The organism is Paraburkholderia sp. GAS448, assembly GCF_050435685.1.
Lineage (GTDB): Bacteria > Pseudomonadota > Gammaproteobacteria > Burkholderiales > Burkholderiaceae > Paraburkholderia.
Genome location: NZ_JBNDKT010000002.1, coordinates 404,712 through 424,708, shown reverse-complemented (window position 1 = coordinate 424,708; position 19,997 = coordinate 404,712). Strand labels below are relative to the sequence as shown.

General features: G+C 61.3%; 16 protein-coding genes. All 16 read right to left on the bottom strand.

Going from position 1 to position 19,997, the window contains the following annotated elements; genetic code table 11:
* Nucleotides 1-5 precede the first annotated feature (5 nt).
* Nucleotides 6-893, bottom strand: a complete 888-nt coding sequence (locus P3T23_RS05525; RefSeq protein WP_429315169.1) for a ParB/RepB/Spo0J family partition protein — start codon at nucleotides 891-893, stop codon at nucleotides 6-8.
* Nucleotides 894-968: 75 nt separating this feature from the next.
* Nucleotides 969-1,739 carry a ParA family protein gene (locus tag P3T23_RS05520; RefSeq protein WP_429315168.1) on the bottom strand — a complete coding sequence of 257 codons (771 nt, stop codon included), beginning with the start codon at nucleotides 1,737-1,739 and terminating at the stop codon, nucleotides 969-971.
* A gap of 60 nt (nucleotides 1,740-1,799) precedes the next feature.
* The gene (gene rsmG / locus P3T23_RS05515) at nucleotides 1,800-2,489 is read right to left on the bottom strand and encodes a 16S rRNA (guanine(527)-N(7))-methyltransferase RsmG (protein WP_429315167.1); all 690 of its coding nucleotides are present in this window, start codon (nucleotides 2,487-2,489) and stop codon (nucleotides 1,800-1,802) included.
* Nucleotides 2,486-4,444, bottom strand: coding sequence for a tRNA uridine-5-carboxymethylaminomethyl(34) synthesis enzyme MnmG (gene mnmG / locus P3T23_RS05510; RefSeq protein ID WP_429315166.1), 1,959 nt, complete (start codon nucleotides 4,442-4,444; stop codon nucleotides 2,486-2,488). Before mnmG ends, rsmG begins: the two co-directional genes overlap by 4 nt.
* Nucleotides 4,445-4,618: 174 nt before the next feature.
* Entirely contained in the window at nucleotides 4,619-5,389 is a 771-nt protein-coding gene (locus P3T23_RS05505; RefSeq protein WP_429315165.1) for an ABC transporter ATP-binding protein, read from the bottom strand.
* A complete protein-coding gene (locus P3T23_RS05500; RefSeq protein ID WP_429315164.1) occupies nucleotides 5,389-7,173 on the bottom strand; it encodes an ABC transporter permease subunit in 1,785 nt (594 codons plus the stop codon). Before P3T23_RS05500 ends, P3T23_RS05505 begins: the two co-directional genes overlap by 1 nt.
* A gap of 4 nt (nucleotides 7,174-7,177) precedes the next feature.
* Nucleotides 7,178-8,233, bottom strand: coding sequence for a branched-chain amino acid ABC transporter permease (locus P3T23_RS05495; protein ID WP_429315163.1), 1,056 nt, complete (start codon nucleotides 8,231-8,233; stop codon nucleotides 7,178-7,180).
* Nucleotides 8,234-8,415: 182 nt separating this feature from the next.
* Nucleotides 8,416-9,576 (bottom strand): ABC transporter substrate-binding protein, encoded by a 1,161-nt coding sequence (locus P3T23_RS05490; protein ID WP_429315162.1) that lies wholly within the window; start codon nucleotides 9,574-9,576, stop codon nucleotides 8,416-8,418.
* 253 nt (nucleotides 9,577-9,829) lie between these two features.
* Nucleotides 9,830-10,996, bottom strand: a complete 1,167-nt coding sequence (locus P3T23_RS05485) for an ABC transporter substrate-binding protein (protein ID WP_429315161.1) — start codon at nucleotides 10,994-10,996, stop codon at nucleotides 9,830-9,832.
* Between the two features lie 551 nt (nucleotides 10,997-11,547).
* Nucleotides 11,548-12,519 carry a branched-chain amino acid ABC transporter permease gene (locus tag P3T23_RS05480; protein ID WP_429315358.1) on the bottom strand — a complete coding sequence of 324 codons (972 nt, stop codon included), beginning with the start codon at nucleotides 12,517-12,519 and terminating at the stop codon, nucleotides 11,548-11,550.
* A complete protein-coding gene (locus P3T23_RS05475; RefSeq protein ID WP_429315160.1) occupies nucleotides 12,519-13,403 on the bottom strand; it encodes a branched-chain amino acid ABC transporter permease in 885 nt (294 codons plus the stop codon). Before P3T23_RS05475 ends, P3T23_RS05480 begins: the two co-directional genes overlap by 1 nt.
* 147 nt (nucleotides 13,404-13,550) lie before the next feature.
* Nucleotides 13,551-14,765: an ABC transporter substrate-binding protein gene (locus P3T23_RS05470; RefSeq protein WP_429315159.1), complete on the bottom strand. Its 1,215-nt coding sequence runs from the start codon at nucleotides 14,763-14,765 to the stop codon at nucleotides 13,551-13,553.
* Nucleotides 14,766-14,817: 52 nt separating this feature from the next.
* Entirely contained in the window at nucleotides 14,818-15,576 is a 759-nt protein-coding gene (locus P3T23_RS05465) for an ABC transporter ATP-binding protein (RefSeq protein WP_429315158.1), read from the bottom strand.
* The gene (locus P3T23_RS05460) at nucleotides 15,573-16,352 is read right to left on the bottom strand and encodes an ABC transporter ATP-binding protein (RefSeq protein ID WP_429315157.1); all 780 of its coding nucleotides are present in this window, start codon (nucleotides 16,350-16,352) and stop codon (nucleotides 15,573-15,575) included. Before P3T23_RS05460 ends, P3T23_RS05465 begins: the two co-directional genes overlap by 4 nt.
* Before the next feature lie 239 nt (nucleotides 16,353-16,591).
* Complete coding sequence (locus P3T23_RS05455) at nucleotides 16,592-18,304, bottom strand: GMC family oxidoreductase (RefSeq protein WP_429315156.1); 1,713 nt, start codon at nucleotides 18,302-18,304, stop codon at nucleotides 16,592-16,594.
* 135 nt (nucleotides 18,305-18,439) lie between these two features.
* On the bottom strand, nucleotides 18,440-19,963 hold the full coding sequence (locus P3T23_RS05450) for a CoA-acylating methylmalonate-semialdehyde dehydrogenase (RefSeq protein ID WP_429315155.1): 1,524 nt from the start codon (nucleotides 19,961-19,963) through the stop codon (nucleotides 18,440-18,442).
* Nucleotides 19,964-19,997 lie beyond the last annotated feature (34 nt).

Below are 19,997 nucleotides of genomic sequence, written 5' to 3'. Positions count from 1 at the left end.
GGCGTTCAGGCAGTTGCGTTGCCGCGAAGACGCACAAGGATGCCTTCGAGCGCGTCGAGGTCGCCGAAGTCGACGAGCACCTGCCCTCGCCCACGCCGGCCCAGCTTGATCTTCACCGTGGCTGCGAGGAGATCGGAGAGTTCCTCCTCCAGACGCCGCGTGTCACGACCGCCATCATTGGTCGCGCGCGCCTTCACGGCGGGCGCGGCCTTCGTCGTCGTAGTTACCAGCTTTTCGGTCTCACGCACCGACATCCGCTTGTTGATAACCTGATTCGCGAGCGTGATCTGCGTCGCGCCGTCGACGGCGAGCAGTGCCCGAGCGTGCCCCATGTCGAGATCGCCGGCCAGCAGCATGGTCTGCACAGGCGCCGCGAGATTTAGCAGGCGCAGCAGGTTCGACACCGCGCTACGCGAACGACCCACCGACTCCGCCGCCTGCTCATGCGTGAAATGGAATTCGTCGAGCAGACGCTGGATGCCCTGCGCTTCTTCCAGCGGATTCAGATCCTCGCGCTGGATGTTCTCGATAAGCGCCATGGCCGCGGCGGCCTGGTCCGGCACCTCTTTCACCAGCACCGGCACTTCGTCGAGTCCGGCGAGACGTGCGGCGCGGAACCGACGCTCGCCAGCGATGATTTCGTACATGTCCGCAGATATCGGCCGCACGAGGATCGGTTGCATCAGCCCCTGCGCGCGAATGCTCGCGGCGAGTTCCTGCAATGCGCCTTCATCCATCCGCATACGCGGCTGATACTTTCCGGCCTGCAATTTGTCGAGGGGCAACACGTGGGGCGCGCCGTTGATCTTCACCGCTTCGGTGATATCCGCGCTTCCGCCCAGCAATGCCTCGAGCCCCCGGCCCAATCCCTTCTTTCTAGCCACTGCGTTCATCATGCTTCCTCGATCCGCCTTGAGTGCTGCCTTGTTCGCCACCTTGTTTCCCCACTCTACGTCCCTGTTCGCACGCTACAGCGCCCGCACCCGCTCGATCATTTCCGCACCGAACTGAACGTACGCCTGAGCGCCCCGCGACGCCCTGTCGAATACGACGCCCGGCAAGCCGTAGCTTGGCGCTTCCGCAAGGCGCACATTGCGCGGGATCACGACGTCAAACACCTTGTCACCAAAATGCTCTTTCAGCTGGTCGGAGACCTGCTGTTGCAACGTGATGCGCGGATCAAACATCACGCGCAGCAAGCCAATCACTTTCAAATCGCGGTTCAGGTTCGCGTGCACCTGCTTGATCGTGTTGACGAGATCCGAGAGGCCTTCGAGCGCGAAGTACTCGCACTGCATCGGGATCACCACGCCATGGGCAGCGCACAGGCCGTTGAGCGTCAAAAGGGATAGCGCCGGGGGGCAGTCAATCAGGACAAAGTCGTAGTCACCGGCGACAAGCGCGAGCGCGTCTTTCAGCTGGCGCTCGCGATTCACAACGGTGACCAGCTCTACTTCTGCGCCGGCAAGTTCGCGATTGGCTGGCAATACATCATACGAAACGCCCTCGGGCTTCACGCGTGCATCCGCAACCGTGACGCCGTCCACCAGCACCTCGTACACCGTGTATTCGCATGCGGCCTTGTCGACGCCGCTGCCCATCGTGGCATTGCCCTGCGGATCCAGATCGATGAGCAGGACCCGCTGTCCCTGTGATACGAGGCTCGCGGCGAGATTGACTGCTGTCGTCGTCTTACCGACGCCGCCCTTCTGGTTCGCAACACAGAAGATTTTTGCCATCGTTGGTGTGTCCCTTTTGCTGCTTTGAATGATTGGAATGACGTGACGGTGTCTCTACAGTCAGACGCCCAGCGCTACTTCGACGAGGTGCCGCTCTGCATCGAGCGACGGCACTGTGAGCCGGATAACCTGATTCACGTGCGCGCCGGCCGGTAGCCGCTCTATCTCGCCGTCAGGACGTACACCCTTCATCGCCCAGATCGCACCCTGCTCCGCGACGAGATGACGGGCCAGTGTAACGAAATCCGAGAGCTCTGCGAACGCGCGCGACACGATTACATCGAATTTAGCCGGGACCTCGACCCCGGGCTTCAATGTTTCGACCCGTCCGGTCACGACCGACAGATTCGCGAGACCCAACTCGGCCTTCGCCTGGGACTGAAAGGCGGTTTTCTTATGCACGATGTCGTTCAGCGTGACAGCCCAGTCCGGCAGCACGATGGCGAGGACGATACCAGGCAATCCGCCGCCCGAGCCCACATCGAGCACCGACGAAGGACCACGCCCAGCAAGGTGCGGCACGATCGAGAGGGAATCGAGAATGTGCTGGATCAGCATCTGTCGGAGATCACGGATCGCCGTCAGGTTGTACACCGCGTTCCATTTGGCGAGCAACGCGACATAGTCGAGCAGCTTTTCCTGCTGCTCGATGCCCAGATCGAGGCCAAGTTCGCGTGCGCCCTCGGCCAGCAGTGTGGCCAAAGACTCACGGGTGTCATTCCCACCGAAGCTTCTTTGCCTTGCGGTCATTGGGCCACCGGCGTACTGTCGGTGCCCTTGCCGGCCGGTTTTGTCGAGCGGCGCCCCAGGCCGCGTTTCAAATGAACCATCAGCAACGAAATTGCGGCCGGCGTAATGCCGGAAATACGCGATGCCTGCCCGATCGTCTCCGGCCGGAACTGCGTCAGCTTCTGACGCGCTTCAAACGACAGGCCGCGAACTTCGGCATAGTCCAAACCTTCCGGCAGGCGTGTATTTTCGTGCGCCTCGTTGCGCTCGATTTCGCCCGCTTGACGTTCGATGTAGCCCTGATATTTGACGCCAATCTCGATCTGCTCCTTGATCTGCGCCAATAGAACATTGTCGTCGGCCAAGGCTTCGGTGGGCCCACAGTTTCCCTCGAGCAAACCGCAGACGCCGTCGTACGTGACGCCAGGGCGCCGTAGCAGCTCAGCGAGGCTGTATTCGTGATCGATCGGCTTGCCGAGCAGCACTGTCGCTTTATCGGCCGATAAAGTCTTAGGATTGACCCACGTCGTACGGAGGCGCTCTGTTTCACGTGAAACAGCATCGCGCTTGCGGCTGAATGCATCCCAGCGGCCGTCGTCCACTACCCCAAGTTCACGACCGATCTCTGTCAGACGCATATCGGCGTTGTCTTCACGGAGACTCAATCGATATTCGGCCCGGCTGGTGAACATCCGGTAAGGCTCCGACACGCCGCGCGTCACCAGATCGTCGACCAGCACACCGAGATAAGCCTGATCCCGCCGCGGACACCAGGCGTCCTTGCCTTGGACCTGCAAGCCCGCGTTGATGCCCGCGAGCAATCCTTGGGCGGCCGCTTCCTCGTAGCCCGTTGTGCCATTGATCTGGCCGGCGAAGAACAAGCCGTCGATGACCTTTGTTTCCAGCGAGGCCTTTAGCCCGCGAGGATCGAAGTAATCGTATTCAATCGCATATCCAGGGCGCAGGATGTGCGCGTGCTCCAGCCCGCGCATCGAACGCACGAGTTCCAGCTGCACATCAAAAGGTAGGCTCGTCGAGATGCCGTTCGGATAAAACTCGTTGGTCGTCAGCCCTTCCGGCTCCAGGAAGATCTGGTGCGACTCCTTCGAGGCGAACCGATGAATCTTGTCCTCGATCGACGGACAATACCGGGGCCCTACCCCTTCGATCACGCCCGTGTACATTGGCGACCGATCGAGACCGCCGCGAATGATGTCATGCGTGCGCCCGTTCGTGTGCGTCACCCAGCACGGCACCTGTCGCGGGTGTTGCTCGACGCGGCCGAGAAAGGAAAACACCGGCACCGGATCCAGATCGCCGGGTTGCTCTTCAAGCTTCGAGAAATCGATCGTACGGCCATCAATCCGCGGCGGCGTACCCGTCTTGAGCCGCCCCTGCGGCAGCTTCAACTCCTTCAGCCGGGCGGACAACGACACCGAAGCAGGATCACCTGCCCGCCCGCCGGTATAGTTGTTCAGACCGACGTGAATCTTGCCGTCCAGAAACGTCCCGGCAGTGAGCACCACAGCGCGAGAGCGGAAACGAATCCCGACCTGCGTCACTGCACCCACCACGCGATCGCCTTCCACCATCAGATCGTCGACTGCCTGTTGGAACAGCCACAGGTTCGGCTGATTCTCCAGACGATGCCGGATAGCCTGTTTGTAAAGCAGACGATCGGCCTGCGCACGCGTTGCGCGAACCGCCGGCCCCTTCGACGAATTGAGGATGCGGAACTGAATGCCGCCCTCGTCGGTTGCTGCAGCCATTGCGCCGCCCAGCGCATCGACTTCCTTGACCAGATGGCCCTTGCCAATGCCGCCGATCGATGGATTGCAACTCATCTGACCGAGGGTCTCGATGTTGTGCGTCAGCAGGAGCGTTTTTGCGCCCATGCGCGCGGAAGCCAGTGCGGCTTCGGTGCCGGCATGACCGCCGCCGACGACAATTACGTCAAACTCTGTGGGATAAAGCATCGCGGATCTCACGCCGAGTGCGCCGCGTGAGCCTTTCTGAGGAAAATGTATGGGCGAATTATAACGGGTTCGCTTTTGGCCCGAATTTCGTCCGTTCGGCCAGCAATAAAAAAGCGGTGTGTTTCACGTGAAACACACCGCTTTAACGAGACAGATGGGAGCGCTTCGAGAGACCTACGCGACCTTTTTCGCCAATCCCAGATAGGTCTCGATGACCCGCGAATTCTGCGCAAGATCCGCGGCGGCGCCCTCGAGTGCAAGTTCGCCGGTCTCCAGCACGTATCCGTAGTCAGATATTTGCAGGGCCGCGCGCGCGTTCTGTTCGATCAGTAAGGTGGCGACGCCCGTTTGCCGGAGCGCACTGATGATATGGAAGATCTCCTTTACGATCAGCGGCGCAAGCCCAAGGCTCGGCTCATCGAGCATCAACAGATCGGGCTTGCCCATCAGCGCCCGGCCCACCGCCAGCATCTGCCGCTCTCCACCCGACAACGTGCCAGCGGCCTGTTTCCGCCGCTCTTTCAACCGGGGAAACAGCGTGAACACCGGCTCAAGCTGATCCTGGTAGTTGCGCTCGCCCGCGCGCTTGCGGCGATATGCGCCAAGCACCAGATTGTCCTCGACGGTCATCGTCGAAAACAGCTCCCGCTTCTCCGGCACAAGGCACATCCCACGCGCAACGCGTTTCTCGACCGGCACAGCACTGACGTCTTCACCTCGGTAAACGATCGCGCCCTTCGTATGTCCGATCACCGGCAGCGCCCCCATGATCGCGTTGAGCAGCGTGGACTTGCCCGCGCCGTTCGGTCCGATCACCGAAACGATCTGTCCGGGCCGCACCTTGATGCAAGCGCCGTGCAATGCCTCAACCTTTCCGTAACGAACAGACAACCCCGTAACGTCGAGAATCGGCGTGGCGGAATCCGCCGTTGTACTCTGCGTCATCATTCCACCCCGCCAAGATAGGCTTCCAGCACTGCCGGATCCTTCTGCACATCCTGCGGCAGACCTTCCGCGATCCGTGTCCCAAACTCCATCACCACCAGCCGATCGGTCAGGTTCATCACAAAATCCATGTCGTGTTCGACCAGCAGCACGCTCATCCCCTCTTCTTTCAGCTTCCGCAAAAGGACGGCCAGTTGTTGCTTTTCCTGATACCGGAGTCCTGCCGCTGGCTCGTCAAGCAGAAGCAGCGTCGGATCGCAGCACAGCGCTCGAGCGATTTCCAGAATCCGTTGCTGCCCGAGCGCGAGACTGCCGGCTTCGTCATACATATGCTGCTCGAGTCCCACGCGACGAATCTGTCTCGCCGCTTCCGCCATCAGTCGCGCCTCCTCCTCTCCGTTGAGCCTTGCGACGCTGCGCCAGACGCCTGCATGGCCACGCAGATGTGCGCCGATCGCAACGTTCTCGAGGACTGTCATCCCGGGCAGAAGCTTGACGTGCTGAAACGTGCGCCCGATGCCGCGCCTCACGATTTCACGTGAGCTCAGCGAATCGATCCTTTCTCCGCGGAAACTGACTTCTCCACTGGTCGCCTGCAAGACGCCCGTGACGAGGTTGAACGTTGTCGACTTGCCCGCGCCGTTAGGGCCGATCAATCCGATGATCTGACCAGCCTTCACCTCGAAGCTGACGTCATTCACTGCGATCAGCCCGCCGAACTGCTTGCGCGCCTTTTTGACCGTCAAAAGCGTCTCCCCTGCTGCCGGCTTGCTGCGCTGCGGCAATGGCTCGGCATCGTCCGGCACATGTGCGCGCGGGCCGCGCGGAAAGAAGCGTGCGACGAACGGCCAGACGCCCTGCCGCGCGTACTGCAGCAGCAGCACCATCAGAATGCCGAAGACGATCACTTCGAAATTGCCGTTCTCGCCGAGCAGCTTCGGCAACAGCGTTTGCAGATAGTCCTGCAGCACGGTCAAAATCGCCGCGCCGAGTACCGCACCCCAAACGTGAGACACCCCGCCAACCACCGCCATGAACAGGAACTCGATACCGTGATTCAGGCCAAATGGCGTCGGGTTCACGGCTCGCTGCAGATGCGCGTACAGAAAGCCGGAAATCGCCGCGAGAACCGCCGCGTAGACAAAGATCACCACGCGCATCCATGCGGTGTTGACGCCCATCGCCTCAGCCATGGAGCCGCCACCACGCAGCGCCCGAATCGCGCGTCCCGGTCGACTGTTAAGCAGATTCTGAACAGAGATCACCGCGCCGAGCACGACAGCCCAGATCAGGTAATAAATATGCCGGCCCGACTCCAGATTGATGCCAAATACGTTTAACACCGGGATACCGTTGATGCCGTCGTACTTGCCGAGCATGTCGAGATTGCCGAACAGGAAGAACAGCGCGAGCCCCCACGCGATCGTTCCGAGCGGCAGGAAGTGTCCCGACAACCGCATCGTCACACCCCCGAGCACGAGCGCAATCAAGCCCGTCAGCACGACACCCGCGATCAGCGCGAGCCATGGCGAGACGCCGAACTGCGTCGTCAGATACGCCGTCGTATAGGCGCCGACACCGACGAACGCCGCCTGCCCGAAGCTCGTCATCCCGCCGATACCGGTCAGGAGCACGAGTCCGATGGCAACAATCGAATACAGTCCGATGTAGTTGAGCAGCGTGACCCAGTACTCCGGTACGCGAATCGGCTGCGGCAGGACCGGCAGCGCAAACAGCACCCCGAGGAACAGCCAGAAGAATCTGTTTTGCATGATCCGTTTCATCGTGTCACTCCTCGTCCTCTTCCGCGTGCGGGCTCGCCAGGCTGCGCCACAGCAACACCGGGATGATCAACGTGAACACGATCACTTCCTTATAGGCACTCGCCCAGAACGAGGAATACGACTCCAGCAGGCCGACGAGAATCGAGCCGGCCGCCGCCAGCGGATAGCTGACGAGCCCACCGATAATCGCGCCGACGAAGCCCTTAAGGCCGATCAGGAAGCCTGAGTCGTAGTAAATGGTGGTCAGCGGCGCGACGAGGATGCCGCACAGCACGCCAAGACCTGCTGCAAGCGTGAACGCGAGCCGCCCGGCCTGTGTCGTGCCGATGCCGACGAGACGCGCGCCGAGCCGGTTCACCGAAGTCGCACGCAACGCCTTGCCGGAGATCGTACGGTCGAAATACAGATAGAGCGCCGCGATCAGCACGATCGCCGTGCCGACCACCCACAAGCTCTGCCCCGAAACCGACAGGCTGCCGATATTGAAGTTGGCGTCGGTGAACGCCGTAGTGCGCGAACCTTCCGCGCCGAACATCACGAGCCCGAGGCCCACCATCGCGAAGTGCACGGCGACCGCGACGATCAGCAACAGCAGCGTCGTCGCTTCGGCGATCGGTTCATACACAAGCCGGTACACGAACGGCCCCATCGGAATCACGATCAGGAGCGTGAGCGCGATCTGCACGATCATCGGCAGCGGCTGCATGAATACGCCGCGCGTGACCGCATACACTGCGATGGGAAACAGAAGGTACCTGCCGGCCAGCATGACAAGCGTGCGCGGCACATGACGACGCCGCTCCGGATGCCGCACGAGCCCTGCCGTCTCGACGACGAAGCATGCCGCGCCCATCGCGATCAGCAGCCAGCAGGTCGCCGGAAATTTCTGCGACTGCAGTGCGGCGAGCGTCAGCGCGCCGTATGAAACGAACTCACCCTGCGGGATGAAGATCACCCGCGTCACGGAAAACACCAGCACCAGCGCAAGCGCGAGCAACGCGTAGATTGCGCCGGTCGTGATCCCGTCCTGAGCGAGGATCGCCGCTATTGATAGATCCATACTTCCTCTGGAGCGTCGTAATCGAAACCGGAAAACGGCCTTGTCTTCGGAGTGAGTAATTCACCCCTGCCCTGAAACGCGACCGCCGCGCCCGGGTAAGGCGCGGCGGTCGTCGCTATTGTGATCGAACAGAATGTCGAAGCGGCGTCGCCACCGCTGCGTGCGCGAAAGGCGCTTACTATTTAGTCGTTCTGGAGCTTCCACTTGCCGTCGACGATCTCGACCATCACGCGAGCGCGATCATCGAGGCCGTTGTGATCGGTCGTCGTGGTGTTCATGATGCCGTGCGAAACCGGCAGGTCCTTCAGGTTTTCGAGCGATGCACGCAGCGCTTCACGGAACGCCTCCGTACCGGGCTGCCCTTTCTTCAGCGCCTCGGGAATCGCTCGTTGCAGCATCTGGCCGGCGTCCCATGCGTGACCGCCGAACGTCGACAGCGTGCCTGCTCCGTAGGCCTTCTCGTAGGCGCTCTTGTACGTTTCCGACGACTTCTTCACCGGGTTCGAATCCGGCAGTTGCTCGGTCACGAGGATCGGGCCAGCCGGCAGCAGTTCGCCTTCGCAATCCTTGCCGCACACGCGCAGGAAGTCATTGTTCGCCACGCCGTGCGTCTGATAGACCTTGCCCTTGTAGCCGCGCTCCTTCAGCGTCTTCGCAGGCAAAGCGGCCGGTGTGCCCGAGCCGGCGATCAGCACCGCGTCCGGGTTCGAGCCGACGATCTTCAGCACCTGGCCTGTCACCGATGCATCCGTGCGGTTGTAGCGCTCATTCGACACCAGCTTCAGATGGTGCGCATTCGCGGCCGCATTGAACACGGTGTACCAGTTCTCGCCATACGCGTCCGAAAAGCCGATGAAGCCGACCGTCTTGACGCCATGCTTCTCCATGTACGCGGCGATCGCGTCGGCCATCAGGCTGTCGTTCTGCGGCGTCTTGAACGCCCAGGCGCGTTTGGCGTCCATCGGCGAGATGATCGCCGCGGAGGCCGCCATCGAGATCATCGGCGTCTTGCCTTGCGAAGCAGCGTCGAGCATCGCGAGCGAATTCGGCGTCACGGTCGAGCCGATGATTGCGTCGACGTGATCCTCATCGATCAGCTTGCGTGTGTTCTGCACGGCATGGCTGGTATCGGATGCATCGTCCAGCACGATGTACTCCACGCTCTTGCCGCCAATCTCCTTCGGCAGCAACGCGATCGTGTTCTTCTCGGGAATCCCGAGCGATGCCGCAGGCCCCGTCGCCGACAACGTCACACCGATCTTGACCTGCGCGCTCGCTGCGGTCGCGCCGCACACCAGCGCCGCTGCGAGGCCTGCGCGCACCCACTTCCTTGTTGTTTTCATGCCTGTCTCCAAACGCGTCGTCGCGTATCGTGTAATCCGGCTCGCGGGCCGGGCTTCTGAATCTAGTTTTCGGCTTTCGGCATGCCTAGCATGGTTTTCCCTGCTCGACGAAAATCGCCTCGCCGCTTGTGTATGAATCCCCTGCTGTTCGCGCCACACTGATGGCACAAGTGCATTTCACGCAGCCAGAAAAAAAGGCACGTCCAACTGCACGTGCCTTTTTCTCCGGTTCACATCGCTATCTCGCCTTAGCTTAATCGGCGGCCAGCTTCCACTTGCCGTCGACGATCTCAACCATCACGCGCGCCCGTTGATCGAGGCCCGAATGGTCGTTACCGCTCATGTTGAAGATGCCATGTGAAGCCGGCATGTCCTTCGTATCTTCGAGCGCTGCGCGCAGCGCTTCACGGAACGCCGGCGTGCCTGGCTGGCCTTTCTTCAGTGCAATCGGGATCGCGCGCTGCAGAAGCAGGCCTGCGTCCCATGCGTGGCCGCCGAAGGTCGATACCGAGCCCGCCCCATACGCGGCCTCATACGCGCGCTTGTAAGTCAGCGCGGGCTTCTTTACGGAGTTCGAATCAGGCAGCTGGTCGGCAACCAGCAGCGGGCCGGCAGGCAGATACGTGCCTTCGCAATCCTTGCCGCACACGCGCAGGAAGTCGTTATTCGCGACGCCGTGCGTCTGGTAGTACTTGCCCTTGTAGCCGCGCTCTTTCAGCGTCTTCTGCGGCAATGCGGCCGGCGTGCCCGCGCCGGCGATCAGCACGGCATCCGGGTTCTGCGACATCATCTTGAGCACCTGCCCCGTCACCGACGCATCGTTGCGCGCAAAGCGCTCGTTCGCGACGATCTTGATCTTCGCGAGATCCGCGGCCTTGCTGAACTCCTTGAACCAGCTCTCGCCGTACGCGTCCGAGAAGCCGATGAAGGCCACCGTCTTCACGCCGTGATTCGACATGTGCTGCGCGATCGCCGTGGCCATCAGAATGTCGTTCTGGGGCGTTTTCAAGACCCATGCGCGCTTCGCGTCCATCGGTTCGACGATCGACGCAGCCGCGGCCATCGAAATCATCGGCGTGGACGTTTCCGAGGCGACGTCGATCATGGCGAGCGAGTTCGGCACCACCGTCGAGCCGACCATCGCGTCGACGTGTTCTTCGCTTGTGAGCTTGCGGGCGTTCTTGACGGCCTGGGTGGAATCTGTAGCGTCGTCGAGCACGATGTAGTCGATTTTCTGCCCGGCGACTTCCTTCGGCAGCAACGCGATCGTGTTCTTTTCCGGAATACCGAGCGAGGCCGCCGGACCGGTTGCCGACACGGTAACGCCGATTTTCACATCTGCCCATGCATGGCTGCTCCATGCCGCCGTCACGCCAACCGCGACGCTCGCCGCGCTAATCCACCGCATTGCCGACTTCATTGCGCTCCTCTGTCGCCCCGTGTTATCCGCGCTCATTTGCGTGGCTCATTTGCGTGGCTTGTTTGCGTGGCTTATTTACGTGACTTAAATTCGTCGATTAAAACGCCGACCACACGGTCGGCGAATGGCGAGTTTAGCGGACGCGAGCCACGCGCGGCAAGCGTTTTGCAAGCATCCGCAAGCCGGAAATCCAGGCGGAAAAGCGTAATGAAAGGTGGGGGAATTAACTTGAGAAAAGCGAAAAAACGGATCGGGAATTGTGAAGGCACAAATAAAAAGCGCTGTTGGATATCAATCCAACAGCGCTTTCGTCTTGGGCACTTTGTGCCTCATGTCTCCTCGTTCTCCACCTGCAAATTTCGTGTTGCCGGTGCTTCAGAACTGCGTGAAGATTAAACAACCCCGATTCACCAGACAACTAGCATTTACCCTAGTGGTGCAGCGCAGCACCAAATTGGGGCGCAATTACGCGTTTAAAAGCGGATTCTGCAAACGGTGACGAGGCGCGATAACAGATTCGATCAATCCGGATACGGAATCAATTTACAACGTCACGCCCGCAGCGGCCGGACGCGCGCAACGATCTCGCCGACGATACCGCGCCGGAACGCCAGCACGCACGCAATGAAAATCAAACCCGTGACGATCGTCGCCGACTCGCCAAGCGAGTTGAACCAGTCGACCCCAGTTCGCGACGCCAGCGACGCGCCGATATCGCCGAGCCGATCTTCGAGCGCCACGATCAGCGCCGCACCCACCAGCGGCCCGAACAGCGTGCCCATACCGCCCACGAGCGTCATCAGAACCACCAGTCCCGACATCGTCCAGTACGCATCGCCGAGTGTCTCGAAGCCAAGCACGAGCACCTTCATCGAACCCGCGAGACCCGCAATCCCCGCGGACAGAATGAAGGCCAGCAGCTTGAAGCGATCGGTGTCGTAGCCAAGCGAGATCGCACGCGGCTCGTTCTCCTTGATCGCGATCAGCACCTGGCCAAACGGCGAATGCACGATCCGCACGATCAGCAGGAACGCCAGCACCATCACGACCAGCACGACGTAGTACAGCGTCAGATCCGGAGCCAGGCTGAGCACGCCGAACAGCTTGCCGCGCGGCACGCCTTGCAGGCCGTCTTCGCCATGCGTGAACGGCGCCTGCAGAAACACGAAGTACACCAGCTGCGCGAGCGCCAGCGTCACCATGGCGAAGTAGATGCCCTGCCGCCGGATCGCGAACAGTCCGACGACAAGCCCTAGCATCGTCGCCGCAGCGGTTCCCGCGAGCACGCCCAGTTCCGGCGACAAGCCGAGTGCCTGGATTGCATAGCCGGTGGTGTACCCGGCGCTCGCGAGAAACATCGCGTGACCGAACGACAGCAGTCCGGTGTAGCCGATCAACAGATTGAATGCAGCCGCGAAGAGTGCAAAGCACAGCACCTTCATCACGAACACCGGATAGGCGCCGACGAACGGCGCGACGATGAGCACGATCAGCAGCAGACCGTAAAGCGCTTTTCTCTGCATCATTTTTCCTTGCCGAAGAGGCCCGCCGGACGCACCAGCAGGACGAGCGCCATGATCACGAAAACGACGGTCGCGGACGCTTCCGGATAGAACACACGCGTGAGCCCTTCGATCACACCGAGCATCAGGCCGGTGAGGATCGAACCCATGATCGAACCCATCCCGCCGATCACGACGACGGCGAAGACGGTGATGATCATCGGCTGGCCCATCAACGGCGACACCTGGATCACCGGTGCGGCGAGCACGCCCGCAAACGCCGCGAGTGCGACGCCGAAGCCGTAAGTGAGCGTCACCATCAGCGGCACGTTGACGCCGAATGCCTCGACCAGTTTCGGGTTTTCCGTGCCTGCGCGCAGGTACGCGCCAAGCCGCGTCTTTTCGATGACGAACCACGTTGCGAAACAGACGACCAGCGACGCCAGCACCACCCACGCGCGATAGTTCGGCAGAAACATGAAGCCCAGATTGGTCGCCCCCGACAACGCCGACGGCACGTCATAGGGTTGTCCGGAAGAACCATAGATCGACCGGAACACGCCTTCGACGACCAGCGTGAGACCGAACGTCAGCAGGAGCCCATAGAGGTGATCGAGCCGGTACAGCCAGCGCAACATTGTCCGCTCGATGAAGACACCGAACAGTCCGACGACGAGCGGTGCGAGCACCAGCATCACCCAGTACGGCAGGCCGAAATACGACAGGCCCATCCACGTGAGCATCGCGCCGAGCATGAACAACGCTCCGTGCGCGAAGTTGATCACGTTGAGCAGGCCGAAGATCACCGCGAGCCCGAGGCTCAGAATCGCGTAGAACGAGCCGTTCACGAGCCCGAGCAGCAACTGGCTCAGCATCGCCGGCAGCGGAATGCCAAAGATATCCATTAAACCCGTCGTCCAGTTGAGATCGTTAGACGCGCGAACCGGTCGGCGCGCGCGGGCCGTCGGGCGTCAGCATGCATCCCGCTTGCGCGGGATACACGCGACGGTTCCGTCAGCCGCGCCCGCCACACGGCGGGCGTCAGCCGACGCTTACTTCCACAATGCGCAGCGCGACTCCGCCTTGGTGGTGAACGCCTGCTCGCCAGGGATGGTCGCGGTGATCTTGTAGTAGTCCCACGGCTCCTTCGATTCCGCCGGCGTCTTCACCTGCATCAGGTACATGTCGTGGATCATGCTGCCATCCTGACGGATATAACCCTTCGCATAGAAGTCGTCGATCTTCTGCTTCTTCAGTTGGGCCATCACCTTGTCGGGATCCGTCGAGCCAACCGCCTGCACCGCCTTCAGGTAGGTCGTCGTCGCGGAATAGTCAGCGGCCTGCAGGCTGGACGGCATCTTCTTCATCTTGTCGAAGTACCGCTCCGCCCACTTGCGCGTGTTGGCGTCCTTGTTCCAGTACCAGCTGTCGGTCAGCACGAGGCCTTGTGTCGTCTCGAGACCCAGGCTGTGGATATCGTCGATAAACACGAGCAAGGCAGCGATCTTCATCGTCTTCGTCACGCCGAATTCCTTCGCGGCCTTGATCGAATTGATCGTGTCTCCTCCTGCATTCGCAAGGCCGAGCACCTGCGCCTTCGATCCTTGCGCCTGTAACAGGAACGACGAGAAGTCCGACGCCGACAGCGGATGCCGCACCGCGCCGAGCACCTGGCCGCCGGTCACCTTCACCACATCCGAGGTGTTCTTTTCCAGCGCCTTGCCGAACGCGTAGTCGGCCGTGAGGAAGTACCACGTCTTGCCGCCCTGCTTCGTCACCGCGGAACCCGTGCCCTTGGCAAGCGCCATCGTGTCGTACGCGTAGTGAACCGTGTACGGGGTGCACTGCTCGTTGGTCAGGGTATCGGCACCGGCGCCGATGTTGATATACGGAATCTTCTTTTCGCCGGCGACCTGGCTGGTCGAAAGCGCCGTCGCCGAATTCGTGCCGCCAATGATCGCGTTGACTCCATCCCGGTCGATCCATTCACGTGCACGCGATGCCGCGATGTCCGCCTTGTTCTGGTGATCGGCATACACGACGGTGATGGGCTTGCCGTTCACCTTGCCGCCGAAGTCGGCGACTGCCATGCGAATCGCTTCGAGGCCGCCCGGGCCGTCGATGTCCGCATAAAGGCCCGACATGTCGGTGATGAACCCGATCTTCACCGCATCGTCGGCTGCCCACGCGTTGCCCATCGTCAGTGCGGCGCTTGCGGCTGCCGCGAAGCAGAATGACGAAAGTCGCGCGAGTGTCTTCATTTTCATTCCCGTCTCCTTGGTTCCCTACATTGTTATCAGAGGCAATGTCGCGTTCGGTTCAGACGCCCAGCAGATCGTGCAGAACCGGCATCTTGCTTTCGAGCTCCCCTGCGCCGAAATGCTCGACGATACGGCCGTGTTCCATCACGTAAAAACGGTCAGCGAGCGGTGCCGCAAACCGGAAATTCTGTTCGACCATCACGATCGTGTAGCCGCGCGACTTCAGCGTCATGATCATGCGTGCGAGTGCCTGCACGATGACGGGTGCGAGGCCTTCGGAAATCTCATCGAGCAGTAACAGGTTCGCGCCCGTGCGCAGGATGCGCGCGACCGCCAGCATCTGCTGCTCGCCACCCGAAAGACGTGTGCCCTGACTTGCACGTCGCTCCTTCAGGTTCGGAAACATCGAATAGATTTCTTCGAGCGGCATCGCGTGCGCAGCGTCGCCGACAGGCGGCGGCAACAGCAGGTTTTCCTCGCACGACAGGCTCGAAAAGATGCCGCGCTCTTCCGGGCAATAGCCGATGCCGCAGTGGGCTATCTTGTGGGTGGGCATCGCAATCGTTTCGCGGCCGGCGATCTGGATCGAACCGGTGCGGCGACCGGTCAGGCCCATGATCGCGCGCATCGTCGTCGTGCGGCCAGCGCCGTTGCGACCCAGCAGCGTGACGACTTCCCCCGGGTTCACCGTCAGATCCACGCCATGCAGAATGTGGGATTCGCCATACCACGCTTGCAGACCGGCAATCTCCAGCGCAGGCACGACGCCCGCCGCACCGCTCACTTCGGCGCTCTCGCGCTCCGCAATCGTATTCATGCGTGCGCTCCGGCAAGGGTGGCGTCGGCGCTGCCCATATAGGCCTGCATCACGAGCGGATTCTTCGACACGTCGGCATAGCTGCCTTCGGCCAGCACTTCGCCGCGTTGCAGGACCGTAATGGTGTCGGAGATGCCGGCGATGACATTCATGTTGTGTTCGACCATCAGGATCGTGCGGCCGGTCGATACTTTCTTGATGAGAGCCGTGACCCGATCGACATCCTCGTGACCCATGCCCTGGGTCGGTTCGTCGAGCAGCATCAGTTCGGGCTCCATCGCGAGCGTCGTGGCGATTTCGAGCGCGCGCTTGCGGCCGTATGACAGTTCGACAGTCGGTGTATCGGCGAAATCCGTCAGGCCGACCTGCGTGAGCAGATCCATCGCGCGGTCGTCGAGTTGACGCAGTGTGCGCTCGCTCCTCCAGAAGTGAAACGCGGTGCCCAGCGAGCGTTGCAGCCCGATGCGCACATTCTGCAATGCCGTCAGATGCGGAAATACAGCGGAAATCTGAAACGACCGGATGATGCCCCGCCGCGCGATCTGCGCAGGACGCTCACCTGTGATATCGACGCCGTTGAATACGATCTGTCCCGCTGTCGGTTCGAGAAACTTTGTCAGCAGGTTGAAGCAGGTTGTCTTGCCCGCACCATTCGGTCCGATCAACGCATGGATGGAACCACGGCATACGCGCAGGTTCACACCGCTCACAGCGGTAAACCCCTTGAATTCCCTGGTCAGCCCGCGCGTTTCGAGAATCGTGTCGCCGAGAATCATGTTCCCTTCCGTACGGAGTAAGGCGAACCACTACGATCTTCCGCGCGTGAGGCTGCGCGACGTTTTATGACGACACCCCCGTGTCGCTCGTTGCGTGGTGCACCAATCCGGACGGCAGTCCCTGCCGCACCACGCAGCACGGATGCCATTGTCTCGCCAATGATGCAGCGCATTCATTGGGATTTGCACTTAGTGTTTTATGCGCACCTGTCACAGGAATCACGCATGACTATTGCGTGTCATGCAATCGACATCGACGGCGGACGGTGTGTCTCCGTTTCGAGACCGGCAAGACGCGCGCGGCGATCCGCGCGGATCATGTCGCTTGCGCGCTCGGCGATCATCAGGGTCGGCGAGTTCGTATTGCCCGACGTGATGTTGGGCATGACTGATGCGTCGACGACGCGCAATCCATCGACACCGATCACGCGCAGCCTGCTATCGACCACCGCCCCGGGGTCGTCGACGCTGCCCATGCGGCAGGTGCCCACCGGATGGAAGATCGTCGTGCCCACGTTGCCTGCCGCCTGCTGCAGTTCTTCTTCCGTCTGGAACTGGATGCCGGGCAGGATTTCTTCTGGCCGATAGCGGGCGAGCGCGGGCGCCGCGGCGATGCGTCGTGTAAGCCGCAACGCGTTGACGGCGACGTGGCGATCGTAGTCGGTCGAGAGGTAGTTCGGAGCGATCAACGGGGGCGCATTCGGATCGCGCGATTCGATGTGGATGCTGCCGCGCGATGTCGGACGAAGATGACACACCGATGCGGTGAACGCATTGAAGCGATGCAACGGCTCGCCGAAACGATCGAGCGACAGTGGCTGCACGTGGTACTGGAGATCGGGACGCGTGAGCGAACGGTCCCCGGCATCGGACTTCGCGAACGCGCCCAGTTGCGACGGCGCCATCGACATCGGTCCGCTCTGCGTCAGCAGGTACTGCAGGCCGATCATCAGTTTGCCCCACCAGTGCGCGGACGCCGTGTTGAGCGTACGCACGCCGTCGACCTTGTACGCCATGCGTAGCTGAAGATGATCCTGCAGGTTTTCGCCGACACCACGCAGATCGTGCACGACGTCCAGGCCAAGGTTCTGCAGACGCGCGCCGTTACCGATGCCGGACAGTTCGAGCAGCTGTGGCGAGTTGACGGCGCCCGCACTCAGCACGACTTCGCAGCGCGCTTTCGCGAAGTAGTCGGTGCCGCCGCCACGGTACTCGACGCCGACACAGCGACGGTTTTCGAAGACGAGTCTCTCTGTCAGCGCGCCGGTGATCACCGTGAGATTCGGACGTTGTTGTGCGGGACGCAGAAAGGCCTTCGAGGCATTCCAGCGGATGCCGCGCTTCTGGTTGACATCGAAGTAGCCGACGCCGGTGTTGTCGCCGCGGTTGAAGTCATCGGTGGCGGGGATGCCGGTTTGCTGCGCGGCCTGCGCGAAGGTCTCGAGGATCTTCCACTTCAGGCGCTGTTTCTCTACGCGCCAGGGGCCGCCTGCGCCATGCGATTCGCTGGCGCCCCCGTGATAGTCCTCGCTGCGTTTGAAGATGGGAAGGACGGAGTCCCATGCCCACGATGGGTCGTCAGTCAAGCGCGCCCATTCGTCGTAGTCTTCGCGCTGACCGCGCATGTAGATCATGCCGTTGATCGACGAACTACCGCCCAGCACGCGTCCACGTGGGTATGACAATGCGCGGCCGTTCAGGCCCGGTTCTTCGCGGGTTTTGTAGAGCCAGTCCGTGCGCGGGTTGCCTATGCAGTAGAGGTAGCCTACCGGGACGTGGATCCAGTGGTAGTCGTCCTTGCCGCCGGCTTCCAGTAACAGCACGGTGACCTTCGGGTCTTCCGTCAGGCGGTTGGCGAGCACGCAGCCTGCTGTGCCTGCGCCTATCACGATGTAGTCGTATTCGCCTTCCAGCGTGCGGCTTTTTCCTGCGTCCTGATTTGTCGTGCTCACCCTCTGTCTCCTTGACGGGCCACCGTTCGGGGTTCTTTATTTTTCGACGCCTTTCCTTGATCTGCTTTTGGTTTATCAGCGTTGTCCCTGTACGGGGCGGCACCTGCTTCTCTTTCGCAAGGACGCCCCGGACCCTTACCTGGCCACCGGCATGGTGAACTCAGCCCCCTTGGCAATACTATCCGGCCAGCGCTGCATGATGCTCTTGTACCTCGTATAGAACCTCACACCCTCTTCGCCGTAGGCATGATGATCCCCAAACAGCGACCGCTTCCACCCACCAAAGGAATGCCAGGCCATCGGCACAGGAATCGGCACATTGATCCCCACCATCCCGATCTGGATCTGCCGCGAGAACGCACGGGCCACACCTCCATCGGAGGTAAACAACGACACTCCATTGGCAAACTCATTCGAATTGATGAGTTCAACAGCAGAAGCAAAATCCGGCACCCGAACAACACACAGCACAGGCCCAAAAATCTCTTCACGATAGATCGTCATATCAGTCTGCACGTCATCGAACAGCGTTCCGCCAAGGAAGAATCCCTGCTCGTGACCGTCAACCTGATGCCCTCGCCCGTCGATCACCAGCTTCGCGCCCGCAGCCACACCCGCATCGATATAACCCGCCACCTTCGCGCGATGCGCAGCGGTAACCAGCGGCCCCATCTCAGCCTCGCGATCCATCCCGTTGCGGATCTTCAAGGTCTTCACCCGCGGCGTGAGACGTTCGATCAACTCGTCGGCGATATGCCCCACCGCAACAGCCACCGAGATCGCCATGCAGCGCTCGCCGGCAGACCCATAAGCCGCACCGATCAACGCATCGACGGCCTGATCGAGATCGGCGTCCGGCATCACGACCAGGTGATTCTTTGCGCCGCCCAGCGCCTGCACACGCTTGCCGCGCTTCGTGCCTTCCGTGTAGATGTATTCGGCAATCGGTGTCGAGCCGACAAACGACAACGCGCTCACGTCCGGATGCGCAAGCAGCGCATCGACCGCCACCTTGTCGCCGTGCACGACATTGAACACGCCATCGGGTAGCCCCGCTTCCTTCAGCAATTCGGCAAGCCGGATCGACGCGGACGGGTCACGCTCCGACGGCTTCAGCACAAACGTATTCCCGCACGCGATTGCGACCGGGAACATCCAGCACGGCACCATCATCGGAAAATTGAACGGCGTGATACCTGCGACCACACCCAGCGGCTGACGGAGATTCCAGTTGTCGATGCCCCCACCGATCTGGTCGGTGAAGTCGGTCTTCAACAGGTTCGGAATGCCGCAAGCGAATTCGACGATCTCGATGCCGCGCATCACCTCGCCCTTCGCATCGGAAAACACCTTGCCATGCTCGCGCGTGATCAGCTCGGCAAGTTCGTCATGGTGACGGTCGAGCAGTTCCTTGAACTTGAACAGCACACGAGCCCGCTTGATCGGGGCGGTTTCGCTCCAGGCCGGGAACGCGGCGTTCGCGGCAGCGACTGCCGCATCGACTTCGGCGACGCTCGCAAGCGGCACGCGCGCGCTCACGCTTCCGAGCGCGGGATTGAACACGTCGGCAAAGCGGTCGCTCGTGCCTTCGATGGCGTGGCCGTTAATGACGTGCGTCAGCGCGCGCACGCGCGCCTGATTCTGATCTGTCTCGCTCATGATGTCCTCTTCGATGAATAACGTAGTTCGCGGC